28 protein-coding genes and 1 riboswitch are annotated in these 23,688 nt (G+C 68.4%); of the genes, 14 read left to right on the forward strand and 14 right to left on the reverse strand.

What is annotated here, in order from left to right:
• The first annotated feature begins 20 nt into the window (after positions 1-20).
• The gene (locus J2W14_RS18945) at positions 21-443 is read left to right on the forward strand and encodes a VOC family protein (protein WP_307465399.1); all 423 of its coding nucleotides are present in this window, start codon (positions 21-23) and stop codon (positions 441-443) included.
• 6 nt (positions 444-449) lie between these two features.
• Here J2W14_RS18945 and J2W14_RS18950 read toward each other — a convergent pair whose 3' ends face one another.
• The 4 genes from J2W14_RS18950 to J2W14_RS18965 all read right to left on the reverse strand — a co-directional run bounded on the left by J2W14_RS18950 (position 450) and on the right by J2W14_RS18965 (position 2,909).
• Positions 450-971 (reverse strand): GNAT family N-acetyltransferase, encoded by a 522-nt coding sequence (locus J2W14_RS18950; RefSeq protein ID WP_307465403.1) that lies wholly within the window; start codon positions 969-971, stop codon positions 450-452.
• Positions 972-1,322: 351 nt separating this feature from the next.
• Entirely contained in the window at positions 1,323-1,868 is a 546-nt protein-coding gene (locus J2W14_RS18955; protein WP_307465405.1) for an AAA family ATPase, read from the reverse strand.
• On the reverse strand, positions 1,865-2,116 hold the full coding sequence (locus J2W14_RS18960) for a hypothetical protein (protein ID WP_307465408.1): 252 nt from the start codon (positions 2,114-2,116) through the stop codon (positions 1,865-1,867). Before J2W14_RS18960 ends, J2W14_RS18955 begins: the two co-directional genes overlap by 4 nt.
• 46 nt (positions 2,117-2,162) lie before the next feature.
• Positions 2,163-2,909, reverse strand: a complete 747-nt coding sequence (locus tag J2W14_RS18965) for an SOS response-associated peptidase (protein ID WP_307465409.1) — start codon at positions 2,907-2,909, stop codon at positions 2,163-2,165.
• A 93-nt stretch (positions 2,910-3,002) separates the two neighbouring features.
• Between J2W14_RS18965 and J2W14_RS18970 the strand changes: the two genes are divergently transcribed.
• The 5 genes from J2W14_RS18970 to J2W14_RS18990 all read left to right on the forward strand — a co-directional run bounded on the left by J2W14_RS18970 (position 3,003) and on the right by J2W14_RS18990 (position 6,351).
• A complete protein-coding gene (locus tag J2W14_RS18970) occupies positions 3,003-3,488 on the forward strand; it encodes an AAA family ATPase (protein WP_307465411.1) in 486 nt (161 codons plus the stop codon).
• Positions 3,489-3,606: 118 nt separating this feature from the next.
• On the forward strand, positions 3,607-3,864 hold the full coding sequence (locus tag J2W14_RS18975) for a mycoredoxin (RefSeq protein WP_056429693.1): 258 nt from the start codon (positions 3,607-3,609) through the stop codon (positions 3,862-3,864).
• Between the two features lie 165 nt (positions 3,865-4,029).
• The gene (locus J2W14_RS18980; RefSeq protein ID WP_307465413.1) at positions 4,030-5,115 is read left to right on the forward strand and encodes an S-(hydroxymethyl)mycothiol dehydrogenase; all 1,086 of its coding nucleotides are present in this window, start codon (positions 4,030-4,032) and stop codon (positions 5,113-5,115) included.
• A complete protein-coding gene (locus J2W14_RS18985; RefSeq protein ID WP_307465416.1) occupies positions 5,112-5,759 on the forward strand; it encodes an MBL fold metallo-hydrolase in 648 nt (215 codons plus the stop codon). Before J2W14_RS18980 ends, J2W14_RS18985 begins: the two co-directional genes overlap by 4 nt.
• Before the next feature lie 358 nt (positions 5,760-6,117).
• Entirely contained in the window at positions 6,118-6,351 is a 234-nt protein-coding gene (locus tag J2W14_RS18990; protein WP_307465418.1) for a hypothetical protein, read from the forward strand.
• A 614-nt stretch (positions 6,352-6,965) separates the two neighbouring features.
• On the opposite strand, the gene J2W14_RS18995 is transcribed toward J2W14_RS18990, so the two are convergent.
• Together J2W14_RS18995 and J2W14_RS19000 are read right to left on the reverse strand one after the other, a co-directional pair.
• On the reverse strand, positions 6,966-7,208 hold the full coding sequence (locus J2W14_RS18995; RefSeq protein WP_307465419.1) for a hypothetical protein: 243 nt from the start codon (positions 7,206-7,208) through the stop codon (positions 6,966-6,968).
• A 176-nt stretch (positions 7,209-7,384) separates the two neighbouring features.
• Positions 7,385-8,158, reverse strand: coding sequence for a lipoate--protein ligase family protein (locus J2W14_RS19000; protein ID WP_370871353.1), 774 nt, complete (start codon positions 8,156-8,158; stop codon positions 7,385-7,387).
• On the opposite strand from J2W14_RS19000, the gene J2W14_RS19005 reads away from it, so the two are divergent.
• Positions 8,151-8,534: a DUF2177 family protein gene (locus tag J2W14_RS19005; RefSeq protein WP_282383559.1), complete on the forward strand. Its 384-nt coding sequence runs from the start codon at positions 8,151-8,153 to the stop codon at positions 8,532-8,534. The genes J2W14_RS19000 and J2W14_RS19005 overlap by 8 nt on opposite strands.
• A gap of 47 nt (positions 8,535-8,581) precedes the next feature.
• Here the strand turns inward: J2W14_RS19005 and J2W14_RS19010 are convergent, their stop codons facing one another.
• A complete protein-coding gene (locus tag J2W14_RS19010) occupies positions 8,582-9,385 on the reverse strand; it encodes a thioesterase family protein (protein ID WP_307465422.1) in 804 nt (267 codons plus the stop codon).
• 259 nt (positions 9,386-9,644) lie between these two features.
• On the opposite strand from J2W14_RS19010, the gene J2W14_RS19015 reads away from it, so the two are divergent.
• The 5 genes from J2W14_RS19015 (at position 9,645) to J2W14_RS19035 (ending at position 15,078) form a co-directional block, all read left to right on the forward strand.
• Positions 9,645-10,283 carry a DUF4956 domain-containing protein gene (locus tag J2W14_RS19015; RefSeq protein ID WP_307465424.1) on the forward strand — a complete coding sequence of 213 codons (639 nt, stop codon included), beginning with the start codon at positions 9,645-9,647 and terminating at the stop codon, positions 10,281-10,283.
• A complete protein-coding gene (locus J2W14_RS19020; protein WP_307465426.1) occupies positions 10,280-12,175 on the forward strand; it encodes a carbohydrate-binding domain-containing protein in 1,896 nt (631 codons plus the stop codon). Before J2W14_RS19015 ends, J2W14_RS19020 begins: the two co-directional genes overlap by 4 nt.
• Positions 12,166-12,483: a hypothetical protein gene (locus J2W14_RS19025; protein WP_307465428.1), complete on the forward strand. Its 318-nt coding sequence runs from the start codon at positions 12,166-12,168 to the stop codon at positions 12,481-12,483. The genes J2W14_RS19020 and J2W14_RS19025 overlap by 10 nt, the downstream gene beginning before the upstream one ends.
• 178 nt (positions 12,484-12,661) lie before the next feature.
• A complete protein-coding gene (locus J2W14_RS19030; protein WP_307465557.1) occupies positions 12,662-13,372 on the forward strand; it encodes an endonuclease/exonuclease/phosphatase family protein in 711 nt (236 codons plus the stop codon).
• Positions 13,373-13,383: 11 nt separating this feature from the next.
• Positions 13,384-15,078 carry a SulP family inorganic anion transporter gene (locus J2W14_RS19035; protein WP_307465430.1) on the forward strand — a complete coding sequence of 565 codons (1,695 nt, stop codon included), beginning with the start codon at positions 13,384-13,386 and terminating at the stop codon, positions 15,076-15,078.
• A gap of 14 nt (positions 15,079-15,092) precedes the next feature.
• Here the strand turns inward: J2W14_RS19035 and J2W14_RS19040 are convergent, their stop codons facing one another.
• Complete coding sequence (locus J2W14_RS19040) at positions 15,093-16,772, reverse strand: DUF5671 domain-containing protein (protein ID WP_307465432.1); 1,680 nt, start codon at positions 16,770-16,772, stop codon at positions 15,093-15,095.
• Positions 16,772-17,365 (reverse strand): hypothetical protein, encoded by a 594-nt coding sequence (locus J2W14_RS19045; protein ID WP_307465433.1) that lies wholly within the window; start codon positions 17,363-17,365, stop codon positions 16,772-16,774. Before J2W14_RS19045 ends, J2W14_RS19040 begins: the two co-directional genes overlap by 1 nt.
• Before the next feature lie 180 nt (positions 17,366-17,545).
• Between J2W14_RS19045 and J2W14_RS19050 the strand changes: the two genes are divergently transcribed.
• Entirely contained in the window at positions 17,546-19,003 is a 1,458-nt protein-coding gene (locus tag J2W14_RS19050; RefSeq protein WP_307465434.1) for a DUF5129 domain-containing protein, read from the forward strand.
• Here the strand turns inward: J2W14_RS19050 and J2W14_RS19055 are convergent.
• The 4 genes from J2W14_RS19055 to J2W14_RS19070 all read right to left on the reverse strand — a co-directional run bounded on the left by J2W14_RS19055 (position 19,000) and on the right by J2W14_RS19070 (position 21,835).
• Positions 19,000-19,200, reverse strand: coding sequence for a DUF1918 domain-containing protein (locus tag J2W14_RS19055; protein ID WP_307465436.1), 201 nt, complete (start codon positions 19,198-19,200; stop codon positions 19,000-19,002). The two genes, J2W14_RS19050 and J2W14_RS19055, sit on opposite strands and share 4 nt — an antisense overlap.
• 5 nt (positions 19,201-19,205) lie before the next feature.
• Entirely contained in the window at positions 19,206-20,273 is a 1,068-nt protein-coding gene (locus J2W14_RS19060; protein WP_307465438.1) for a serine hydrolase, read from the reverse strand.
• 171 nt (positions 20,274-20,444) lie between these two features.
• A complete protein-coding gene (locus J2W14_RS19065; protein WP_307465440.1) occupies positions 20,445-21,638 on the reverse strand; it encodes a type II toxin-antitoxin system HipA family toxin in 1,194 nt (397 codons plus the stop codon).
• Positions 21,638-21,835: a helix-turn-helix transcriptional regulator gene (locus J2W14_RS19070; protein WP_307465442.1), complete on the reverse strand. Its 198-nt coding sequence runs from the start codon at positions 21,833-21,835 to the stop codon at positions 21,638-21,640. Before J2W14_RS19070 ends, J2W14_RS19065 begins: the two co-directional genes overlap by 1 nt.
• 55 nt (positions 21,836-21,890) lie before the next feature.
• Between J2W14_RS19070 and J2W14_RS19075 the strand changes: the two genes are divergently transcribed.
• Positions 21,891-22,661 (forward strand): dihydrofolate reductase family protein, encoded by a 771-nt coding sequence (locus tag J2W14_RS19075; RefSeq protein WP_307465444.1) that lies wholly within the window; start codon positions 21,891-21,893, stop codon positions 22,659-22,661.
• Between the two features lie 59 nt (positions 22,662-22,720).
• Here the strand turns inward: J2W14_RS19075 and J2W14_RS19080 are convergent, their stop codons facing one another.
• A complete protein-coding gene (locus tag J2W14_RS19080; protein ID WP_307465446.1) occupies positions 22,721-23,458 on the reverse strand; it encodes a hypothetical protein in 738 nt (245 codons plus the stop codon).
• A gap of 4 nt (positions 23,459-23,462) precedes the next feature.
• Positions 23,463-23,633: riboswitch (cyclic di-AMP (ydaO/yuaA leader) on the reverse strand.
• Positions 23,634-23,688 lie beyond the last annotated feature (55 nt).

A 23,688-nucleotide genomic window follows, 5' to 3' on the forward strand; every position in this document is an offset into this window, starting at 1 on the left:
GTCAATGACAGTATCGAAAGATGCAGCCACGAGTCGATTTAATTTCACTGGGCGTCCGCAGTGTTGACGCCTCCCGCAGTTTCTATGTAGACGGTCTGGGCTGGCCCGTGCGCCGGGAAGTCCGCGGCGAGGTCCTCTTCATCCAGGCCAATCACGGCCTGATCCTCTCGCTCTGGGACGCCGGGCAAATGCAGGCCGAAGCCGCCACTGATCCCCCCACCGGCCGTCCCTGCATCACGCTGAGCCACAATCTGGCCAGCGCGGCGGAAGTCGACCGGGTCATGGCCGAAGCGCAGACGGCCGGGGCGCAAATCGTCGCCGAGCCGAAGACGCAGCCCTGGGGCGGTTATACCGGCTACTTCGCCGATCCCGACGGCTACCGCTGGGAAGTGGCGTTCAATCCCGGCTGGGCGGTCGACGGCGGCGGCAACGTGACGCTCTAACGGCAACTAGCGGAGAGTCACCGAAAGCCGGCGTTCCAACAGCGGCGGGTCAAAGCGGGCATCCTGCTTGGTTTCGCCACCCCGGCACCAGCCATGCCTTTCGTAGAAGCGGATGGCGCGGTGGTTGCCGTCAGCGACCCAGAGATACGCACATTCATAGCCCATGGCACGAAGGCCGTCCATCGACGCCAGGAACAGTTCGGAGCCCAGTCCACGGGACCAATACGCCGGCGCGAGGTTCAAGGCATGGAGTTCCCCGGTCCCCTCCGCCATGTCATCCCGCGGCCTCCCGAATCCGGACCAGCCCACCGCAGCGCCCCCGACTGTCACGGCCAGACGGCGGACGCTCTGATCGGTATCCCCGAGGATCCCGGCCCAACCCTGGGTGAGCCGCTCGACGTCCATTCCTGCAAGATAGCCGGCATCAAGAATTCCTGCGTAGGCCGCACGCCAGGCCAGGATCTGGGAAGACGCAAAGTCCGGAGCGTCGCTGTGGACTGCCTCCCGAATCGAATAGTTGATCTTCACGTCAAAGTCCCCCTGCCGGGCTGGTGCGGGCGGATCCGGCACCGCGCCCCTGGGCGGCATCCTACCCTCGCCCTTGGACCGAGGGATGGAACGGAAGCCACCAAATCCCTGTACGGATGGGCTTCAGCAGAAGGTGCCGATTGTGACCAAGGGCACAATGACCCTATTGGGCTGCCCGTCGCCGCCGCTAACGTTGCTTGGAGCACACGGCGGCACGCTTTTCGAGCCGGTGTGCGGTGGGCTACGAACAGCGGGGGTGCCGCGTCTCTACGGCGGCACCCCGCAGCTTTCGGAGCAACGGAAAGAAGGTTCCCGGCGGGATCGCGCCCTTGGATTGAGCAGCCGTCCCCCTTAGCCATCCGTCCTAACCGCAAGTTCCGGCGGGATTGCCCCGGAGATGCGGGCGGCAACGTCCTGCGCTGTGAGTCGGGACGTGTCGATGACCAGGTCGGCGCCAGAGATCATCCAGTCCCGGGAGGCGGAATACTCCGCGATGTGGTCCAGCCGCCACTGCCTGCCGGTTAACTCCAGCTGATCATTCTCAATCCGGTGCCGAAGGCTGGCTTCGTCCGCGTCCAGCACGACATGGAATATCTGCTCGCCGAGGCCGCTGAACGTCGCTTTCAGTTCTCCCCAGTATTCCTGCCGCAACACGGTCTGTGCCGCCACGAGGTGTTGTCCGGTCTGCCGGCGGATGGCCACTGCAGTAGCCGGGACCAAGGCGCGCCACCCGGGCAAGTCCTGGAAGTCGGTGAATGCCTGGTCCTCCAAGCTGTGCGCGAGCATGTAGCCGACCACCTCAGGATCAAAGTGCCGCAGAGCAGGACGCCGCTCCACGAGCGCCGTACCAGCGGTCGTCTTCCCCACGCCGAAGGTTCCGTTGATCCAGATCATCATGCGCTCGACGGTACCTTCGCGCCGGGGAGGCCGGCGGACAGGACCGGGCGTGTCCCGGAAGCGACGGCCAGTCTCTCGTGCGGCCGAGGATCGGAGGCGAAAAAGCGCACTCCCGCATCCGCGAGGCCCGCTGGCATCCTGCGGCCATCGCGGCCGGTCACGTCCACTGCCCACCCGCCCTTGATGAGCCGCCACGCGATGGCGCGGCCGAGAACTCCAGTGCCACCAAGGATTACGGCCCGTTTCATCCGTACACTCTAAGCGCGGCGCCACCGCCGGGCGGTTCGCTTCGGGCTAGAACAGGCTTCCCACCGGCTGGATGAGTTCCGGGGAGTCGTTCTTTACGTTTCCGACGGCGGTGCCGACGGCGTCGATCGTCCAGCCTTCCGCGACGTCGTGCGCCCCGGCACGGACCAGATCCACCAGTCCGGCGGCGTCGTCGGCCTGCGGGTCCAGCCACGCCTGCATCGTCCCCCGGTCCATCGGCAGAGGAACCCGGTCGTGCAGGGCCGTGAGTTCGGCCAGCATTCCCCCGGCATAGCCTTCCGGCGGCGAGTCAGTGGTCATAATCGACGTCGAGAGCAGCCAGCGCTCCGGGTCGTCCTCGGCCTTGGACGGGTCCTTCCACCATTCGTAGAGTCCGGCGAAGACGATCGGGCGGCCGTCCCTCGGGTGCACGTAGTAGGGCTGCTTGCCGCGGCCTTCGCCCTTCCATTCGTAGTAGCCGTCGGCGGGCACCGCGCAGCGACGGGCCCGGGTGGCTTTCCGGAACGCCGGCTTCTCCAGCACGCTCTCGCTGCGGGCGTTGATCATCTTCGAGCCGATCCGCGGGTCCTTGGCCCAGGAGGGCACCAGTCCCCAGCGCGCGAGGTGAAGCTGGCGGACCGGCTCCCCGTCCACCAGCCGTTCGAGCAGGATCGGCACGTCCGCCGTCGGGGCGACATTCCACGACGGCGGAACCGCGATCTCCTCCTCGAGTTCCGCGTCGAACTCGGCCAGCAGGTCTCCGACGGCCCGGGCCATCACGTAGCGTCCACACATGGCACCAGCATGCCACCGCGCCCAATCCCTGTCATCCGCCGTGGCGTCCTGCGTGTTCACTCCCCCAATCACACCGTCCCCTAGACTCCGTGCATGGCAAAGACTGCGACCGTGGTGCTGATGTGTGGAGTGCCCGGCTCGGGCAAGACCAGCTACGCGAAGACGCTCGAACGTACCGGGTACGTCCGCCTCTCCGTTGACGAGGAGATGTGGCGCCTGGACCGGGCCCTGGCGGCCCGCTTCGGCACCCCGGAGTACTTCGACTTCACGCTCGCGGTGGAACGACAGGTGCGTTCCCGCCTCGTGGACCTGATGGCAGAAGGCCTCGACGTCGTCGTCGACCTTTCCTTCTGGTCCCGCCAGCGGCGCGATGAATACAAAGCGGTCATCACCGCCCACGGCGGCGCTTGGCAACTCGTGTATCTGGACGTACCCCGGGACGAACTGCTCCGGCGTCTTGCGCTGCGTCAGCTGGACCCGGGACCCAACTCAGCGCCGGTCGGACCGGACTACCTGGACAAGTTTCTGGCCGGCTTCGAAGCCCCCGCGGATGAGGGCGAGACCATCATCCGCCTGTGACCGCGCCCGCCCTGCGGGAATACCGGTGCGCGGGTTACGGTTATTGGCAGTAATGTACGATTTTTTGTCGCAATCGGCGCTGCCGACGCGCGCCGTCAACCAGCTTGAGGAGAACTTCGTGGACTTCACCCCCGAATCTGGCACCATCACCATGTTTTCGACCACCTGGTGCGGCTACTGCAACCGCCTGAAGAAGCAGCTGGACGCCCAGGGCATCGGGTACACCGAGATCAACATCGAAGAAGTGGACGGCACCGCAGATCTCGTGGAGAAGCTCAACGGAGGCAACCGCACCGTTCCCACCGTGCTGTTCCCGGACGGCACCGCCGCCACCAACCCCTCCGCCGCCGAGGTCAAGAGCCGCCTCGCGGCCTAAGGCACACCCCTGAACAGATGACGACGACGGCGCGGCCACCCACGGGGGGCCGCGCCGCACCGCGTTGTACGGCAGAATCTTGCGTGAGCGAAGTCTTGCGTGACAGAAGTCTTGAGACAAGAGTGTTTGCGGCCAGAACCGCGACCGAGCAGAGGAGCTATTTCCATGGTCCATAAAGTCAAAGGCGCAGTAGTCCGCTCCAAGGGAGCACCCGTCACCCTGGAGACCATCCTGGTCCCGGATCCCGGACCCGGCGAGGCCCTGGTGGACATTCTCACCTGCGGTGTCTGTCACACCGACCTGCACTACAAGCAGGGCGCCATCAACGACGACTTCCCGTTCCTGCTCGGCCACGAGGCCACCGGTATCGTCAGCGCCGTGGGCCCGGACGTCACCGAGGTGGCCCCGGGCGACCGTGTGGTGCTGAACTGGCGCGCCGTCTGCGGCGAATGCCGTGCCTGCGCCAAGGGCCAGCCGCAGTACTGCTTCAACACGCACAACGCCGCCCAGAAGATGACGCTCGAGGACGGCACCGAACTCACCGCGGCGCTCGGCATCGGCGCCTTCGCCGAGAAAACCCTCGTCGCGGCCGGTCAGTGCACCAAGGTGGACCCCGAGGCTGACCCGGCCGCGATCGGCCTGCTTGGCTGCGGCGTTATGGCAGGCATCGGCGCGGCCATCAACACCGGAAACGTCAAGCGCGGCGATTCCGTCGCCGTCATCGGCTGCGGCGGCGTGGGCGTGGCAGCCGTCGCAGGCGCCGCGCTCGCCGGCGCCACCACGGTGATCGCCGTCGACATTGACCCGAAGAAGCTTGAGCGCGCCAGGGACCTCGGCGCCACCCACACCGTGGACTCCTCCGCCGTCGACCCGGTCGAGGCGATCCGCGAACTGACCGGCGGCTTCGGCGCCGACGTCGTGATCGACGCCGTCGGTCGTCCCGAGACGTACAAGCAGGCGTTCTACGCCCGCGACCTCGCCGGCACCGTGGTCCTCGTGGGCGTTCCCAGCCCTGAGATGACCCTGGAACTGCCGCTGCTGGACGTGTTCGGCCGCGGCGGCTCGCTCAAGTCCTCGTGGTACGGCGACTGCCTCCCCTCGCGGGACTTCCCCATGCTGATCGACCTCTACCGGCAGGGCAAGCTGGACCTGGATGCCTTCGTCACGGAGCGGATCACGATCGACCAGATCGAGGAAGCCTTCGACAAGATGCACTCCGGCTCAGTGCTGCGCTCGGTCGTGGAACTGTGAGCGCCGGGCCTGTGAACGGCCTCCGGATCGACCGGCTGGTCACCTCGGGCACCTTCTCGCTCGACGGCGGCACCTGGGACGTCGACAACAACGTCTGGATCGTGGGCAACGACGCCGAATGCGTTGTCATCGACCCGGCGCACGACCCCGACGCCGTCGAGGCTGCGGTCGCCGGCCGCAAGGTCACCGCGATCCTGCTCACGCACGGCCACGATGACCACATCGCCGCCGTGGGCGAGGTCCGCCAGCGCGTCAACGCGCCCGTGTACCTCAACCGCGAGGACTGGATGCTCTGGGAGCGGGTGTTCCCGGGAACCGAACCGGACCACGCCATCGAGGACGGGGACTCCTTCGACGTCGCCGGCGCACGGCTCGTGGCGCTGCACACGCCGGGACATTCCCCCGGCTCCATGTGCTTCTCCCTCGAGAGCGAGGGCACCGTGTTCAGCGGCGACACCCTGTTCCAGGGCGGTCCGGGCGCCACGGGCCGGTCCTACAGCGATTTCCCCACGATCATCGAGTCCATCAAGGCCCGGCTGCTGACCCTGCCGGCGGACACCGTGGTGCGGACCGGCCACGGCGATCCGACGACGGTCGGCGCCGAGGCGCCGCAGCTTCAGGAATGGCTCGCCCGGGGCCACTAACTGACTCGCAGCAGGGGCCCGTTTACCGGCGTTGTCACGGGCTCCCTGCAACTGTTGGCCGTCGTCTGGGCCCCTGTGGGGACCGGAGGTACCAGCTCCATCCGGATTTGTTCGCGGCCGGCGACTCCCACCGGGGCTGCCGCAGTGTTTCGATCACCTTTGGGCGGCAGGCAAGGCAGAGACCGTCCTGCCGCCGGGACGGCTCACTAGGGCAAGCAGCCGTTGCCTTGTGGGATGAATAGGCGCAGCGCGTACTCGAGGAGCCTTTTATTCGGGGCCGCTCGATCGTCGTTTTGCTCTTCGCCGACTCCCCCAATACCCCCACACACCTGTAGGGGTTGCGTTCAGCAGGAGGGCCTTGTCATCGCCGGCCCGGCAGCCCTCGCACGAAGGGTGCCTTCCCCAAAGCGGTCCGTTCAACGCGTTCAACAGGGTGAACCTCCACACGGGTGTCCACTACACCGGCGTCCTCGAGCGCGGCGGCTACGGCAGTCCGCACCCCCTCGGCGGAGGCTCCGGGAGCGAGGCCCGCGACGAGGACCCGCAGCCCGGACGTCTCCTGGATGACCTGCCACCCCGCAGCCGCGGCTAACAAACGCGGACAGGGAGAACATGCCGGCGAATACCAGTAGTCCCAGAGCCGGCGCGACCCAGCTGCCGAACCGGCGGTGGAGGCGGACCAGCATGGGAATGGACGCCAGAAGCCCCAGTGCCCCGAACAACGCGGTGCCGCCGGATCCGGCCACCAGTGCGGTGCCGGCGAGCAGCCCGATGTGGTGCAGAACGTGCGGAAGGAGGCCCATCGTCAGACCCACTGCTCCGACGACCGTGTGCCACAGCGCGTGGAGCCTGCCCGGGACGGTCCGCGCCGGAACCGTCCCGGCGTCGGGGCCCGAGCGCGGATGTGCGTGGGAGGAGTGGTCACCGGTCAGGCCGGCGCCTTCACTCGGTGGGTTGCGCCTGCGGATCAACCGATGCCTCATTCCCCGCCGGCGGTCCGGGAACCGGTCCGGACCACAGCCCCAACCTGCCCGTGACACAGCTGTCCTCCCCGGGCGCCCATTCCTGTGGGGCGCCAGGGGGGCCGAGCCGGCCGCGACTCTGAAGACACCATCGCCGCCCATGAGCCCGCCCCAGCGTGGTCCCCGGACCGTTATCCCCGCTGGCCGCCGGCCCGTTCTCTTCGGACTCCTGTTGCAGCGGCAGTCAATCGCAGTCGTCGTGCATTTGCCATCCGGAGAACCCGCGATGGTGGACACCCGGGTTGTGCTCGCCGCTGAAGTGGTCGTTGCACGCGACCACATGTTGTCCGAACTCGCGACCCGGCCCCGGACCCGGCTGCGCAGCAGCCGGTAGGGCCGAACCGATCACGCCGAACGACGCAACCAGCAGGCCCGCCGCGAGCTTTCGTGCTGACTTCTCCATGGAGGCTCCCTCGATCTCACTCACGATGGCCCTCCCGTTTGCCGTAAGGGCGGGCCCAACCGCCATCGGTGGCGCCTGTCCGAATTCCATCTGGAAACGACCCCGCGGCGCAAGAGGCTTTGTCCCGTCGAACTGTTCTGCCGGCGCGGGCGGACCAGCTGCCAGCTAGAGGTATATCGTCTTCCTGGCTCGTGTTCGTCTCAGCCGAGCAGGCTGCCGAAGTCGCCGTAGGCCAGGGTGGCGTAGCGGGCGTAGGTGCCGATCACGGCCGCCTCGATGGCGTCCACGTCCAGGTGCGGGACGAGATCATTGACGGCGCCCGCCGTGGCCGGGTCCCAGTCCAGGCCGAGGGCGGCGTAACTGGCCTCCAGCACCGCGCGGATCGGGGCCGAGTTCTCCACCACGATGACGGAGCTGAACAGCCAGCCGCCGGCGACCACCCGCTGGGCCGTGCCGATCAGCTTGAGCTGGTGCTGCGGAAACTCCGGGTCCTGGCCGTGGACACTGAATTCTCCGGGGCAGTACTCGCCGGGGATCTCCCCCACCGCGGCGTCGACGCCGGCGCTGCGCAGGGCACTGGCCAGCAGCTCGCCGAAGAAGGAAAACCGCCGCTTGGCCCCGGCGATCGCATCCGTGTCCGGTTCCAGGTGATCGATCACCAGGGTCCCCTGGTGGTACGCGGCGGCGCGTCCCCCCGCCTTGCGGACCAGCGGTTCGAAGCCCAGTTCGCGGCAGGCCTGCGCGGCGGCGTCAAAACCCGGCAGGTGCGTGTCCCGCTGCCCGAAGGCAACGGTGGGCGCGGGCCGGTACAGCCGGATCATGGGGCCCACACCGCCCGTTTTGACCTTCCGTAGCAGCTCCAGGGCGAGGTCCAGGTCCGCGGCGGCGCCCAGGGATGCCTCCTGGCGGAATATCGTCAGCGTCCGCGCTGCGCCTGCGGCCTCCGGCATGTTGTTATGCTCCCCTATGGTCATTTTGCAGTTCCTCGTTGTAGCCGCCGCGTTCGCCGTTATAGATTCCGTGTGGCTCAAGTCGATGAGCAAGTTCTACCGGCGCCATCTGGGGCACCTCATGGCGGACAAGCCCCATCTAGGGTACGCCGTCGCCTTCTATGTCCTGTACATCGCGGGGATCGTCTTCTTCGCCCTCCGGCCGGCGCTCGACGGCGGCAGCTGGCTCACGGCGCTCGGGTACGGCGCGGCGCTGGGCACCTTCGCCTACGCCACCTATGACCTCACCAACGCCGCGACCCTGAAAAACTGGCCGCTCATTATCGTGGTCGCGGACATCGCCTGGGGGGCCGTGCTGACGGGCCTGGCAACCGTGGTCGGCTGGCTCGTCTTCCACTAGCGATCGGAACCGGCCGCCGCGGAACGACCGGCGGGACCGGCTGAGCCCTACGACTTCCGGAGCGTCAGGATCTGCTCGGCGCGGCCGAACGGGCCGGTGAGGTCGTGGAGCACGGTCGAGGTCAGTCCGATCCCGTCCGTGCCGAAGGACACCTCGTTGTCCAGCCCCAGCCACTCCCCTTCGGGGCGCCGGTACATGTGGATCTGGAGGTCCAGATTGGGGAAGGAGTAACTGCCCTTGCCCGGGGGAACGCGGGCGGCAATGCCGTTGGCGGTGTCCACCAGGCCGACGAGCCGGGCGAGGTCGCTGCTGTCCTTCCGGTCCGTCAGCGGATGCCCGGTGTGCAGCCAGACCGTGCCCGACCCGGCGCGGTGCCCGGCGGCAATCCGCATTTCGAGGGATGCGATGTAGCCGCCCGGCCAGATGCTCGCGGCGTCGTAGGGTTCGCAGTCCTCCGGCGCGGGAATCCTGGGATCCTCAAATGCCGCGATGGCGCTGGTGTCGGAGGTGATCATCCGCCACGCCGTGGCGCGGATCGCGGTGCGGCCGCCAGCGGTCAGCTCGGCCTGCACCAGTTCGATCGTCCGGCCCGGGCGGAGGGTCGTGGTGACGACCTCGAACTCGCCGCCGGGAATAAGGCCAAGAATCTCGTAGCTCAGGCGCGCCATCCGCATGTCGTCGCGCGGCTCATGCCGGTCCAGGCAGTCGGCCATGATGCCGGAGGCGGGAGCCATGTGCTGCTCGTGCTCATTCCAGGCGCCCTGCGCGTGGATGGTGGAGCGGAAACGCCCGCCGCCCAGTACCTCGTAGTAGAAGTCGCCCTCGGCAAGCTCCGGTAGTTCAGCAGTCATCAACGTCTGCCCTTTCGCGTGGCTGGTAATCCCAGAACACACTATCGCTTCCGCACCGGCGGCAGGCCCACCGCACAGCACGAACCCGGCAGACACCTTGCCGGCTGCGACCTCGGTCACCGCGGTCACCGCGAGCGCAACACACGCCACAGGTGCAACATCCGCAACTCATATCCCAGCCATGGTCCCGGCACAGTTCCCGCACAGCCCCGCCGGGAATCGTAGGGACCAATCCACCCACTGATTCCGGAGCACCCCCATGACACCCCTTGTTCTCATCGCCGCCGACCTGGCCGCCATCACCGTCCTGACCTTCGCCCTGTACCTGCGCCGGGACCTTGTGGTGTCCTACCTCGGCATGAACGTCGGCGTCATGGCCGTGGCCGTCGCACTCTCCGGCTCGGCCGCCGGCATCGGCCTGGGCCTGGGCCTCTTCGGCGTCCTCTCCATCATCCGGCTCCGCTCCACCGAACTGGCCCAGCACGAGGTGGCCTACTACTTCTCCGCCCTGGCCCTGGGCCTCATTGCGGGACTCGGGATCGAGCCGGTGTGGCTCCCGCTGGCACTGATGGCCCTGATCCTCCTGGTGATGTTCGTCGGTGACCACCCCCGGGTCCTGCCGGCCTACCGCCACCAGACCGTCATCCTGGACCGTGCCATCGCCGCGGACAGCGAACTGCACGCCCGGCTCGAGGAAGTCCTCCACGGCACGGTCCACTCGGCCACCGTGCAGGAACTGGACCTTGTCAATGACAAGACGATCGTTGACGTCCGCTACGCCTACCGCCCGGCGAGAGCCCCGCAGACATTCACCCCCGCAGCCGGGTCCCTCCTCGCCGACACCCACGGGGACCTGTCCCGGCAGGACCTGGCCCCGGCCACGGCAGGCGCGGCATGAACGCGGCCATCTCAGCGGGCCTGCGGCACCTGCCGGCCGTGGGGCTGGAAGAACTGAACACCGCGGCGGCCCTGCAGACCAGGGTGGACCGCAAATACGTGATCCCCGTCCTGCAGGCCAAACAGCTGCTCGCCTCGCTGGACTCCGGCGTCCGGATTCTCGAGATGGACGGGCTGCGGACCTTCGAGTACGACTCCGTGTACTTCGACACGCCGCAGCGGGACAGCTATCTGCTGGCAGCCAGGGGCCGGCGGCGCCGCTTCAAGGTCCGCACCCGGACCTACGTCGACAGCGACGCAAGCTTCCTGGAAGTGAAAACGGAAGGCGGCCGCGAGGCCACGGTCAAGGAACGCATCCCTTACGCCCCGGCCGACCGGAGCCGGATCACCGCCGAAGGCCTCACCTACGTCAACGAGACGCTTGCCGCCGCCGTCGGGTCGGTCCCGGCCGGACCGCTGGGCCCGGTGCTCGAGACCCGCTACCGGCGCACCACACTGTTCCTGCCGGGTTCCGGCAGCCGGGCCACCCTGGACGAAGCCGTCCTGGCAGCGCCCGGGGCAGCCCGCCTGGCTCCTGGACGGGTCCATGGTGCTCGAGACCAAGTCGGGCTCCGCCGCCGGACCGCTGGACCGGTATCTCTGGGCCAACGGCGTCCGGCCCAGCCGCATCTCCAAGTTCGCCACCGGCATGGCCGCCCTCTGCCCGGAGCTGCCGGTCAACCGCTGGCACAGCACGCTCGGCCGGAGCCTGCATCTGACCCCGGCACCGACCGACTGACCCCTTCTTTTTCCGTCGCCGCCATGGCGCTCGCCGTCTCGCTGGCCGGCTGCTCGGTGCCCGGCACCGCCGCATCCACCGGACAGGCCGGGACGGCGTTGGCATCGGGAGCCCAGGCCCTGACCGTCGCATCGGTGGACGAGGACACCCACTTTGACGCCGACGACCTGAGCTGGGACACCGCCGGGGAGGTGGGCGTGACGCTCGCGGACGGTGCCAGCTCGGTGGCGGCCGGCTCGTCGTCGGACGCTGTCAAGGTCGACGGCGACACGGTCACCATCAGCGCCGCCGGCACGTACCGGCTCGCCGGCGGACTGTCCGACGGCCAGGTCGTGGTCGCTGCCGGAGAGGAGGACCTGGTGCGCGTCATTCTGGACGGCGTGTACCTCAGCAGCTCCACGGGTTCCCCGTTTGTGGTCCAGAGCGCCAACGAGGCCCTTGTCTACCTCGCGGACGGCTCCGCCAATGCGCTGCAGGACGCCGCCGATTACGCGGACCAGGGCGAGGACTCCCCCAACGCCGCGCTCTATTCCATGGCCGACCTGACCATCGCCGGCGGCGGCTCCCTGACGGTTAGCGGCCGGTACAACGACGGCATCGTCTCGAAGGACGGCCTCGTCCTGGCCGCGGGCAATGTGACCGTGAACGCGGCGGACGACGGCATCCGGGGCAAGGACTACACCGTCCTGCTGGACGGCGCGTACACCGTCACCGCCGGCGGGGACGGGGTGAAAGCGGACAACGAGACCGACGAGGGCCGCGGCTGGCTCCTGGTCAGCGGAGGAACACTGACCGTCGGCGCCGGGGACGACGGGGTCAACGCGTCCGGCGGAAGTTCAAGCACCGGCACCCAGGCCGGCCAGGCAGCGGGCCCGGGCGGCGGGATGGGAGGCGGCAAACTGTCGGCGACTACTCCGTTGACATCAGCGGCGGAACTCTCACCATCAACTCACAGGGCGATGGGCTGGACTCCAACGGCAACGCCAGCATCTCCGGCGGCACCGTCGTCGTCAACGGACCCAGCAACGACGGCAACGGCGCGCTGGACGTCAACGGAGAACTGGCAGTCACGGGCGGCACGGTCGCGGCGGCCGGCAGCGCGGGCATGGCGGTGACGCCGGGAACATCGTCCTCGCAGTCGGGCGTCCAGCTGACCTTCGGCACGGCTGTTGCCGCCGGAACGACCATCCAGCTGGCAGACACCAGCGGCAACGTCGTGGCCACGTTCGTGACGGCGAAGATGACCGCGTCCCTGGTCTACTCCTCGTTCGAGATCAGGGACGGCGAGGACTACACCGTCTACACCGGCGGAACGGCCGACGTCGGGGCGGGCCTGGGCGACGGGACTCTCGACGGGGCGCAGGAGCAGGGCACCGTCACCGCGGGCGAGTACACGGCAGCCCGGGGCCCCGGCAGCCGCTAGGCCCACACGACGGGGGCCGCGCGCGGCCCCCGTCAGTGGCTCAACGACGGAGCCGACCCCTTGATCCCGCTGTCTTCCCGCCCGGACCCGCGGCCGCCGGTCCCCCTTCGATTGGCTGGACTGGGTAGACTCGGAATCAGACTTTCCGCGACTATTCCACCGAAGAGGTGCCCCCCTGATTCGAGTCATCAGCTACAACCTGCGAAAGCACCATGCCATCGGTGAGCTGGTTAACCTGGCAAGCAATTTTGAGATTGATGCCTTGTGTCTCCAGGAGTGCGACACGAACGACCTCCCGGACACCATAGGTGACCTGCACCTTGCCGACGCCACCAAGGGCAACCGGCTGGGCCTGGCGATCTACTACCGCATGGACCGGTTCACGGCGTACGAGACGAAGACCTTCGCGCTGAAGAAATCGCTGCACGACCGCGTCCTGTCCCCTGCGCACGAGCGGCTGATCGGCACCCGGGTGATCGACAATGAGACGGACCACGACCTCGTCATCGCGTCGTTCCACGCGGCCCCCCTGACGGCGTCGAACTCGCTGCGCCGGAACCAGATCCACGCCGCGCACGCGGAACTGCTCAGCATGCGCGGCGGCCTGATGTCCCTGATGGTGGGCGACTTCAACTACCCCTTCTTCACCAAGAACCTCACGGCCAAGATGAAGGATGCCGGCTACGACCTGACCCTCAGTGACCGGCGGACATACACGCGGTACAAGGTCTTCAAGGGCCACTTCGACTTCGCCACCTCCCAGGGGCTGAATATCGAGAGTGTTGAAACCCTGCCTCGCGGGGCATCGGACCACCTCCCCATCCTCATTTCGGCGGAGTACGGCCAGGACGCGCCGGTGGCCGGCGACTCCGCGGCCCCTGCCGCGTAGCCAGGCCCACCGTGAGCGGCGCCAGGACACTGAAACTCCCGCCCGGCCTCAGAATGATGCGGGACTATGAACGCCCCTGGCTGAAATCTGACCTCGCCTCCGGCGCCGCACTCAGCGCGTTCCTCATTCCGGCCGGAATGGCTTACGCCGAGGCCGCCGGGCTGCCGGCCGTCACGGGCCTCTATGCCTCGATCGTCCCCCTGCTCGCCTATGCGGTCTTCGGGCCCTCCCGAGTCCTGATCATCGGCCCGGATTCCAGCCTGGCACCGATGATCGCCGCTGCCGTCCTGCCGCTGGCCGGCAAGGATCCCGACGAGGCGGTGGCGCTCGCCGGCCTTCTGGCCCTGCTGATCGGAGGCCTGCTGCTGGTCGGCAAGGTCTTCAGACTGGGGTTCGTGACCGGGCTGCTGTCCAAGCCCATCCGTGTCGGCTACCTCAACGGAATCGCGATTGTCATCATGCTGAGCCAGCTGCCCAAGCTGCTCGGCATGTCGGGCACGGGCGGGTCCCTGGTCACCAGCGCCACCGGGACGGTCCAGGCGGTGGCCCAGGGCGGCATCAATCCGTTGGCGCTGCTGTTCGGCGCCGGCACCATCGCCGTCATCGTCGGATGCCGCTTCCTGCCGTGGAAGCTTCCGGGTGTGCTGCTCGCCGTCGTGGCAGCCACGGCACTCACCGCCGTCCTGGACCTGACGACGGCGCTTCCCACCGTGGGGGCCCTGCCCCAAGGCCTGCCGGCTCCCGCCCTCGGCGGCATCACCATGGAGGATGTCATCGCCCTGCTCGGCCCGGCGGCCGGCATCGCCCTGATCGCCTTTGCCGATACCACAGTGCTCTCCAAGAGCTTCGCCGCCCGGAGCGGTGTCCAGGTGGACGGGAACCAGGAAATGGGAGCCCTCGGCGTGGCGAACGTGGCCAGCGGCCTCTTTGGCGGATTCCCGATCTCCGGCAGCACCTCGCGCACCCCGATCGCCGTCGAGGCCGGCGCCAAGAGCCCGCTGAGCGGAGCCGTTGCCGCCGCCCTTGTGTTGCTGTTCATGATCCTGGCACCCGGGCTGACGACATTCCTGCCCTCCAGCGTGCTGGCCGGAGTCGTGATGGTCGCCGCGGCGTCGATCCTCGACGTGAAAACGCTCTTCCGGCTGCTCCGGATGAGCCGGACCGAGGCCGCATTGCTGGTCGCGACCTTCCTGGGCGTCGCCTTTGTGGGTGTCCTCGAAGGCATCGTGGTCGCGATCGGCCTGTCCCTGATCGCTTTTGTGCTGCGCGCCCTGGACCCCTACCGCACCGAACTGGGCAGCGTGGGAGACGTGCCCGGTTACCACGACCTGAACCGGCACCCCGAGGGCCAGCGCGTCCCCGGGCTCGTGATTGCGCGCTTCGATGCCCCGTTGTTCTTCGCCAACGGCGCCGTCTTCACCGAACACATCCGCACTCTGGTGTCCAACGCCCCGGAACCGGTCCGGTGGGTGATCGTGGCCTCGGAGGCCATCACCGGCCTGGACACCACCGCCCTGGATGACCTCGTGGCCCTCGACGACGAGCTCGCGAAGCGCGGCATCAGCCTGGTCTTCGCCGAAATGAAGGGCCCCATCAAGGACCGTCTGATCCGGTTCGGCGTCAGCAGCCGGTTCGGGCCGGACCACTTCTTCCCCACCGTCAATAACGCGGTGCGGAGCTACAAGAGGGCGTTCGAGCTGGAATAGGGGCCCCCGGCGCCTCAGCCCAGCAGCGGAATCACATCGATCCTGCCGTCCGGGCTGACCGTCACGAGCACCTGCTTTCCGGTGACACCCTCGAGTTCCCCTGCCAGCCGGCCGGCGAGCTGGCCGTCGTCGCCAGCGGCAGCGGCGCCGGGCGCGACGTCGGCCCGTCTCCAGACGGTCACCCCGGCCCCGGTGACGTCCTCGATGGCCCTGTGCAGCGGCGCCGGATCGGTGCCGGTCACCAGGACGACGTGACCGATCGTCCGTTTCCGGGCGGGCTGCGCCGCCGCGAGGACAGCACGTTCGTGGCGCCACACCGCGAAGTGGTAGCCGGCGACGAGGCCGGTGGCCACCAGCAGACCGAGCGGGGCCCGGATCCTGTCCACCACGCTGCCGCCCAAGATGTCGCCCAGGACGTACTCGAACACCCGGTAGCCGATCACCAGCAGGGTGATGACGGCGACCACGGCGCTGAGGCCGAACACCACTATTAGGTAGATCCGGCGGGCGTTCTGCCAGTTCCCGGTGTCGCCGGCAGGGCTGGGCGCCGCCGCCGCCGGGGTCCTCTCCAGGGGCTTCCACGTGAGCCACCAGACAACGCCGCCGACCAGGAGCGAACTGATGCCGCCGAGCAGGAGGGTGCGTGCCCCGGAGCCCGCCAGCGGGTTCGCCGCCATGGCCAGGGCGGCGTTCACGATCACGCCGATCCCGGAGGCGGCGGCCACGAGGGCGACGCCGGACGTCACCAGACGGCTTCCCTGCCGGATGGCTTCGGAACTGTCGCGGGCCAGCCCGCGGTGGTACGCCCAGACCAGTGACCCGATCGCGGCGGCGGCGACGGCCGGCGCCAGCGGCTCGAGCAGCTGGTTCATCGGTTCGGTGCGGTCGAAGGCGAGCCGCAGCAGGACGAATACCGTGATCCCCGCGCCGCCGAGGGTCAGCACCCCGGCGCCGAGGACCCCGACGGCGATGAGGCCGACGCTGGCGAGATCGCCGCGCAGGCGACGACCGCCGTCGTGCTGCCAGTGCCACCACCAGACCAGCCCGCCTCCCGCGGCCCAGACGAGGGACTGCAGCGCGGACACCCACCAGGGCTTGCCGACCGTCGAGGCGGCCAGCGCGCCGCGCAGAGCGGCGTCAAGCAGGACAGACAGGGCTGAGACGGCGCCGCTGACCCCGATCACGAGCCCGATGTAGCTGCTGAGGACCGTGGGGGCGTCGGCGATGTCCAGGGGCCGCTTGCGCGGGTGCCGCCACATCCACCGGTGCCAGACCCAGACGGCTGCCCACACCAGCCCGGTGGCCAGGGCCGGGCGCCACTGCAGCGACCGGCCGCCGATCAGCGTGGTCACCGTGCTGAGCAGGTTGCTCGTCGCCAGCACCAGGGAAAGCACGTAGGCGCCGGTCACATACAGTCCCCAGCCGACGGACGCCCGCTCCGCCTCGTCGTCCAGGCGCCGCCAGACAACCCACCAGAGGAGCGCGGCCAAGGGTCCGCCGATCAGCGCGAAGGCCAGGGAGCGCGCCAGACCGGCCACGTCTCCGGTGGCCAGCACGGTGTCCGCCACGAGGAGCCGTCCCAGCAGACCGCTGAGCCCGACGGCGGCGATCACCACGAGGGCGAAGAGCAGCAGGTAGGTGATGAGGCGGCGGACGGTCCGCTGGGCTCCGCCCACGGCGGAGTCAGCGCTCATCACTTCACCGCCGGGTTCTGGCACACCGTCAGCTGCCAGGGAGCCCTGTCGACCAGCCACTGGTCCCCCGTCTTGACCAGGTCGAATTCGTCCTCTATCTGGTACTCGGCACTTCCGAACGGCCCGCCACCCTCGGAGACGGTGATCAGCACCCTGACGTCCGCCGAGGCAGGCCGCTCTGTCGTTGAGACGAGTGTGACACGGAGGTTGTCCCCCGACATCCGTTCCATGCTGGTACTGCAACGGTTCTTGGCGGCGTCCGTCAGGTAGGCGGCCGCGGCAGCCTCGTCCCCGGCAATCACCGCGGCGGAATACCGCTGGACCACCCCGGCGGGAGTGGCCTCGTCCACCGGCGCCGGCTCGCCGCGGGTGAACACAACAATCAGGGCGACAGCCACGATCACGGCGATAGCGGCAAGAATGGCGAGCAGCGTGCGGTCCGGCCGGCGCGGCTCTGCTGCGGTCCCCGTGCCCGACGGTCCTGCCGACGCCGGCCCGGCCGGTTCTGCTGCGGGTACCGCTGCGGGTACTGCCGCTGGCGGTGCTGCCGGTTCGGGCACATCCGGCTCGGGTTCTTTCGCCTCTGGACTCATGCCGCCAGTATGTAGCAACCGGGGCGCGCCGTCATGGTGTCTTTCGGCCCGTCCCGTCCTGACCTGCACTTATGCCGACCCCGGACGGCCCTCGCCAGCAGCAGGCACCAGCCCCGAAAGACAGGTCCCGGTCGGCGCGGGCACGTCGACGCGGCCCGCGGCAGGCACTACGCTCGGGAAATGGGAATCGTACGGAAAGTCCTGGGCCTCCTGGCTCTGGTGCTGATCGGGCTGGCGGGAACCGGGCCGGCAGCGCAGGCCGTCACGCCGGTGGACATCGTCGTGGAGGACCGGGCCGGGGTGCTGGACCGGGACACCCTCCTGCCGGCCGTTCAGGCGATCGATTTCTACCAGCCCACCAAAGTGGCCGTCTACACCTACAAGGGTTCGGCGTCGGACAACCTCAACGAGGAAGTGCTGCGCTTTGCCCGAACCGAGCGTCCGGAGTGGATCAGCGAGGACGGACAAAAGTGGGCGAACGGGCTCTTCATCTTCGCCCTGGACCCGGAGGGCCGGCACGTGGGGACGTACATGGGTGAGGACCGGAAGGTCTCGCCCGAACAGCGCGAGGACATCCAGGACGCTTCCAAGGATCTTTTTCGCGATGCCCAGTGGACGGACGGCACCATCGCCGGGATCCAGCGTGGCGCGGAACTGATCAATCAGCCGTGGTACCGCTCCACGGCCTTCCTCGTCGTGGCGTGGACCAGTGTCGCGGCCGCCGTCGCGGGCGCCGGCACGTGGCTGATCGTGCGCTGGCGGACCCGGGTGGACAGCCGCAAGGAACTGGCCCGCGGCGACGCCAGCTACTCCAACGTCAGCATGGACCTCCAGGTCACGGAGCTCAACGCCGGCACCATCCCGGAAGCCTCCCGCTACGGCAGCACCGTCCTCGAGAAGCACCGGACCTTTATGGCCAAGTACAACACCGCCACCGGCCTCGCCAACCAGGTCCACGCCCTGTCGCCCAAGGACCTCAGCCGGCGTCCGAACCTGAAGCTGGTCCGCCGCTACGCCGACGCCGCAGCGGAACTTGATGCCCTCGACGACGTCATCGCCGACACCAACGCCCTGCTGAACCGGGGCTCCGCCTGGGCCCCCGCCTGGGACCGGCAGCTGGCCCCCTTCCGCGCCGACCTGGCCGCCATCGAACAGATGCTCAGCAAGCGCAACGCCGAGGGCGACTCCGTGACGGCCGCGGCCCTGCGCTCCTTCCGCGACGAAACCCACCGGGAGATCGAACGGTGGACCACGGAACTCTCGGACGGAGCCATCACGCCCGAGACGGCCCTGGACCGGCTGCGGGACGCGCGCACCCACCTCTCCGAACTGCTCAAAAACCACGCCGATACCGTGATTGCCGGCTTCGCCAAGAACGAGAAGGAATCCCGGCTCATGCACCAGGAGATGGAGGACGCACAGGCGGGAAGCAAGGCCAAGTACGGGCGCACGTACGAACCCAGCATCCTGGGCACCGTGTACCCCTCGTACTACTTCCTCTCCGTGCCGACGTTCAACTCCGGCTTCAACAGCGGTGTCAGCAGTGTCAGCAGCTCCCGCGGCGGCGGCAGCAGCACCACCGGCTACGGCAGCAGCGGCGGAAGCTTCTCCGGCTCCGGGAGTTCATCGAGTTTCTAGCGCGGTCCGGCGCCCTTGCTGCTTTCGACGACGAAATCGCCGCCGGGGAACAGGATCGTCTCATGGCCGTCGTCAAACCTGACGTGATACGGCGGGGCCCCGTCGGCCCCCTTGACCTCCAGAATTTCGCCGTGCCGGTCCGATGACTCGACCGTAGTGCCACGGATGATGATGCGGTCTCCCTGGGCTGCTTTCATGGCATTCACCTCCCTTCTCCAGCGTACGGTTGTGTGTCCTCCGGGGGAACGGCCGCTTTCGTCAAAAAGAGTCCGGCGGCGACTGTTTTGGTGAGTTCGTGGAAGACTCGGGCCCGGGTAGTCTCCCCGTCCCGGCCCAGCGTGTAGACGACAAACACATAGGCCCGCTCCCCCTGCACCAGGATGCTCGCGTCGTGCAGGTTCCCGTTGAGCAGCCCGTACTTGTGGAAGACGCTGACCCCCGCGGGCGCGGCGGCCGGGATAAGTGTTTCGTAGTTGGTCTGCTGCATGTAGGACAGCAGCTGGGCGGTGTTGGCGGCGTTGAGCAGCCGGCCGCTGTACAGCTCGGACAGAATCGTGGCCATCTCGGCGGGCGTCAGGGCGTTCACGGTCCGGTCGTAGGGGATGCCCATCGAGGCGGCATAGTTGATCAGTCCCCTGTGGCCCACGGCTCCGAGGATCAGTGCCCACGAATCGTTGTTGCTTTGCTGGACCATTTGGCGGATCTGCTGGCCGGCGGTGGATGCCCCCATCGGGGTTGCCAGCGAGGCCTTGCCGGTTTCGACCAGATGGTAGTAGGCGGCGGCAGCGAGGATCTTTCCGGTGCTCGCGGCCACAAATTTGGTCTTGTCCCCGTATTCGTGCACCGTTCCGTCAGCCACATCGATCAGGGCCACACCCACCTCGTAGCCGCTGTTGGCCGCGATCACGGCATTGATTTCCGCGTCCAGCGCCGGCCCGATGGCGGGCGCGGGGGGCGTGACGACTGCGGGTGACGGCGTCGGGGGTGCTGCCGACGGCGTTGCGCCGCCGGACGCGGACAGCGGGTCGGCGGCACCAGCTGAGGCGGACACCGAGGCAGCCGGAGCAGCCCCGGCGTCGACCGGATCCCTGGCCTGCATGGTGCCGTAAACAGCGCCGGCCGTGATCAGGCCGAGGACGGTCACCAGGGCAATCAGGAACTGCGGGCGGATCCCGCCCGTGACCCCTGGCAGGCGCGGCCCGGCCGCACGGGTTGACTCTTGTGTGTGCCGGCCGCTGCTGTAGTGCCGGCCGGGTCCCCAGGATTCCACCGGTCTCAACCCCGGAACATCAACGGGGGCGCGACGTCGGCTGACGCCGCAGGCAGGCTCGTGGGCATGCTTTTCCTCCGAAAGTAACGAGCCGCGGCGCGGCTCCAAATTTCCTGCATTCTTCTACCGGGCGGGCCGGAGCGCAAGTGGCCACGCCCGCGGCGCCCGGGATCAACCGGACAGCTCCCGGCGACGGAACCGGAGTTCCCGCAGGGCCCCGCGCAACGGGGACCCCGTGAAAGGCAACTCCTCCAGTCTAATCCCGGCGGCCGCGGCAAGCGCGGTCCGGTTCGCTGCGGCGGCGGCCCGCTCCGGCAGGCCCAGCGAACCGGCCAGCTCCGCCCAGTGCCTGGCCTTGAGGTGGCGGGTCTTGCCGGAGACCGGCAGCGCGAGGGTCTCGTCTCCGTAAAGCAGGGTGCACGGGACATCGAAGACCGGGGCCATCACGAATCCGCGCGGGCTGCCCAGGACTGCGAGATTTTTTGCGTGCAGGTCCCCGTTGCCCGTCAGCCAGGCAAAGACGAACTGCAAATACAGATTGCGGCTCGCGAGCAGCGGAGCGGTACAGGCGGCGGCGAGTGCCGTTGCCACCTCCTCGGAGCTGACGCCGTACTTGGACGCCGGCGGCAGGCCCAGGACCTGCGTCCCGTCCTCCAGCGGCAGCCGGACCCAGGTTCCGGCCGGGCCTTTGACCCGGTCGAACCGTTCGACCAGCAGCCCCCTCAGGCCGTTCCGGTCCTGGATGACAGAGAATCTGGCGACCGGGATCTTCAGCGCCCGGGCTCCTTGCAGGTGCGCCGCCTCGTTCTCCACCAGGTGGGGATGTTCCGGCGGGTCCAGTTTGAGCAGGTAGCGGTGGCCCCTGACGGCCAGGGGCGTGGTCAGCATCGAGGCGCTGGTCTTGCGCTGGACGCCTGGCAGCCCGTGGAGGTCCACGGTGTTGACCAGGAGGGAGAAGTCCAGCGTCTCCGGCTTCGAGGTATCGGCCAGGGCCGGCGGGTCCGCCGGGATCTCGCCCGCCGGAACCACCTGGACGTCGCCGGGAACATCGGCCCCCACAGCCAGCAGCAGGGTCAGTTCATCGTCAAAGCTGGTCTTGGTCGCGTTCTTCAGCACGGAAAGCCGGTGACCCTCGGGAAGCAGCCCGGCGAAGAAAGCCGGCAGCGCACCTCCGGGGGTTTCCACCGCTTCCCCGGTAAGTGGGAGGGAGAGGGCCACGGCTGGCCCGGCGCCGGCGAGGTACTCCGCGGTATAGCTGAACCGGACCCCGCCGAACCCGGTCCTGCTGAGGTGGCCGGCGAGGATCCCGCCCTTGTAGACGTCCGCATCCCGGACGAACTTCAGGTCCTGCAGTTCGGCTGCCATCAGCGCACTGTCAGCTGCAGGCCCAGGACATCGCTCACGGCCAGCACGGCCCGAAGCGAGGGGTTGCCCGTCCCGGTTTCGATGGCCCGGACGGTGCGCACCGAGGTCCCGGCCAGATGGGCCAGGTCCTCCTGGGTGATCCCGGCATCCTTGCGGGCGCTCCGGATGCTGGCTCCAATCGACGACACATCACCCATTGGGCTGCTCCATTCGGCAGGATGCTGCCGGTTGCGGACTTCCAGTCCGTCTATCGTGGCGCGGAGCTCCCTTTTCGGCAAGATGCTGCCGGTACTGACCGATCTGCCCCTTCAAGGCCGGCTGGACGCGCGGAACGGCAAGAAGCTGCCGCCCGGCGTCGACGGCACCTCCCCTGCGCGGCTGCAGGGTGCGGCGTACGCTGGGACCCCGGCCGGCAGTGAACAGAAGGAGCCCGTCATGCGCAAGGTCATCTTTATGATGCAGGTGTCCCTGGACGGATTTTTCGAGGGGCCGGAGCAGGATCTGAGCTGGCACCTGGTCGATGATGAACTGCACCGCCACTTCAACGACGAACTGCGGACCATGGGCGCTTTCCTGGACGGCCGCGTCAGCTACGAGCTGATGGCCGACTTCTGGCCGACGGCGGACCAAGACCCCTCAAACCCCGCCCCGATGGTCGAGTTCGCCGGGATCTGGCGGGACATGCCGAAAATTGTGTACTCCAGAACCCTGACGTCGGCCGGCTGGAATACCGAGGTGGTGCACGACGTCGTCGCCGAGGACGTGGCCAGGCTCAAGGACCAGCCCGGCGGCGATCTGGCGCTGGGCGGCGCCGATCTGGCGGCATCCTTCCGGCGGCTCGGGCTGATCGATGAGTACCGGATCTATGTGCACCCGGTCCTGATCGGACGGGGCAGTGCCCTGTTCCGGGAGACCGATGCGGTGACGCCGCTCCGGCTGCTGGAGAGCCGCACCTTCGGCAACGGCGTGGTGCTGCTGCGGTATTCAGTGGAGCCGGACGCCGGACACGCAGAAGACCGGTGATCCGCTGCCCCCAAGGCAACCGATCGACCGGTCTTCGACGTGCTGTGTTAGCGGTGCTGCTAGCCGGCGCGGACGAACGTCACGGAGCCGGTGGCGGTCAGCCAGGACAACGGGTGCGTCATGGTGGCGTTGACGCCGTTCATGCCACCGCTGATGGCCTGGCCGTTGCCGGCGTAGATCGCGACGTGGCCGGACTGGACGATGATGTCGCCGGGCAGGGGTGACGCGACGACCTTGCCGTACTTCAGGAAGGCCTGCGGGCCGATGTTGCCCACCGGGATGCCGGCCGAGTTCAGGGCCTTCTCCACGACCGCGGTGCAGTCCTGGGTGATGCCGATCTGGCCGTAAGCTACGGCCAGCAGGGTGGCGTTCACGCCGCCGGCTGCCGGGGCAGCGGCGGGGGCGGGTGCCGGTGCGGCCTGGACCTTCACGGTCGCCTTGGCTGCGGCGGGGGCGGCGGCCGGGGCCGGCGCTGCCGGGGCCTTCGGAGCGGCCACGGGCTTGGGCGCCTCGACTACGGGCGCCGGCGTGGTGGCAACAGCCGGGCGCTCGAAGTTGATCTGGACGGTCGAGTCCGCCAGGACGGGCGCGGAGACCTGACCCTTGACGTCAACGGACGCCGCCGGTGCGGAGTCTCGCTCGGTCGGTGCATCGGCTGCATTCGCGGCCATGGCGCCGCTGAGCACCATTCCGGAAGCGGCTACGAGAACCGCAGCCTGGCGGCCAATGGTGCTGGCGGTGCGGCGGTTGGTGCGAAGGGCGGCGCGTTTGGGCGCACGGGTATTGATAAAAGTCATTGAAAGAGCCTCTCCCAATGCCTGCGAGGTGAGCTGTCGGATTCGGATGGGAGGCACCCGGCCGCACGCTGGCCCGTTCATGACGGACCGTGCGGCTTCACCCCAAGACCCCTGGAGAACAGCGGGTCAAAATTGGTTTCCCCGTCTCTGCCGGACGTTGCTGCGAGTTATCCCCAGGCCGCGGCAGAGTTAGGCAATCGGCTGGGAAGAGCCCGTCTCGGAAACAACAG

The organism is Pseudarthrobacter oxydans, from assembly GCF_030812335.1.
GTDB lineage: Bacteria > Actinomycetota > Actinomycetes > Actinomycetales > Micrococcaceae > Arthrobacter > Arthrobacter oxydans_B.

Excerpts from the sequence above, each read along its gene's own strand:
- J2W14_RS19010 (WP_307465422.1), bottom strand. The coding sequence starts at position 9,385 with ATGACTGCTGAACTACCGGAGCTTGCCGAGGGCGACTTCTACTACGAG.
- J2W14_RS19005 (WP_282383559.1), top strand. The coding sequence starts at position 8,151 with ATGGTCATTTTGCAGTTCCTCGTTGTAGCCGCCGCGTTCGCCGTTATA.
- J2W14_RS18955 (WP_307465405.1), bottom strand. The coding sequence starts at position 1,868 with ATGATGATCTGGATCAACGGAACCTTCGGCGTGGGGAAGACGACCGCT.
- J2W14_RS19000 (WP_370871353.1), bottom strand. The coding sequence starts at position 8,158 with ATGACCATAGGGGAGCATAACAACATGCCGGAGGCCGCAGGCGCAGCG.
- J2W14_RS19025 (WP_307465428.1), top strand. The coding sequence starts at position 12,166 with ATGGCGGTGACGCCGGGAACATCGTCCTCGCAGTCGGGCGTCCAGCTG.
- J2W14_RS19050 (WP_307465434.1), top strand. The coding sequence starts at position 17,546 with ATGGGAATCGTACGGAAAGTCCTGGGCCTCCTGGCTCTGGTGCTGATC.
- J2W14_RS18960 (WP_307465408.1), bottom strand. The coding sequence starts at position 2,116 with ATGAAACGGGCCGTAATCCTTGGTGGCACTGGAGTTCTCGGCCGCGCC.
- J2W14_RS18970 (WP_307465411.1), top strand. The coding sequence starts at position 3,003 with ATGGCAAAGACTGCGACCGTGGTGCTGATGTGTGGAGTGCCCGGCTCG.
- J2W14_RS19015 (WP_307465424.1), top strand. The coding sequence starts at position 9,645 with ATGACACCCCTTGTTCTCATCGCCGCCGACCTGGCCGCCATCACCGTC.
- J2W14_RS19065 (WP_307465440.1), bottom strand. The coding sequence starts at position 21,638 with ATGGCAGCCGAACTGCAGGACCTGAAGTTCGTCCGGGATGCGGACGTC.
- J2W14_RS19045 (WP_307465433.1), bottom strand. The coding sequence starts at position 17,365 with ATGAGTCCAGAGGCGAAAGAACCCGAGCCGGATGTGCCCGAACCGGCA.
- J2W14_RS19020 (WP_307465426.1), top strand. The coding sequence starts at position 10,280 with ATGAACGCGGCCATCTCAGCGGGCCTGCGGCACCTGCCGGCCGTGGGG.
- J2W14_RS18965 (WP_307465409.1), bottom strand. The coding sequence starts at position 2,909 with ATGTGTGGACGCTACGTGATGGCCCGGGCCGTCGGAGACCTGCTGGCC.
- J2W14_RS18945 (WP_307465399.1), top strand. The coding sequence starts at position 21 with ATGCAGCCACGAGTCGATTTAATTTCACTGGGCGTCCGCAGTGTTGAC.
- J2W14_RS19080 (WP_307465446.1), bottom strand. The coding sequence starts at position 23,458 with ATGACTTTTATCAATACCCGTGCGCCCAAACGCGCCGCCCTTCGCACC.
- J2W14_RS19055 (WP_307465436.1), bottom strand. The coding sequence starts at position 19,200 with ATGAAAGCAGCCCAGGGAGACCGCATCATCATCCGTGGCACTACGGTC.
- J2W14_RS18980 (WP_307465413.1), top strand. The coding sequence starts at position 4,030 with ATGGTCCATAAAGTCAAAGGCGCAGTAGTCCGCTCCAAGGGAGCACCC.
- J2W14_RS19070 (WP_307465442.1), bottom strand. The coding sequence starts at position 21,835 with ATGGGTGATGTGTCGTCGATTGGAGCCAGCATCCGGAGCGCCCGCAAG.
- J2W14_RS19040 (WP_307465432.1), bottom strand. The coding sequence starts at position 16,772 with ATGAGCGCTGACTCCGCCGTGGGCGGAGCCCAGCGGACCGTCCGCCGC.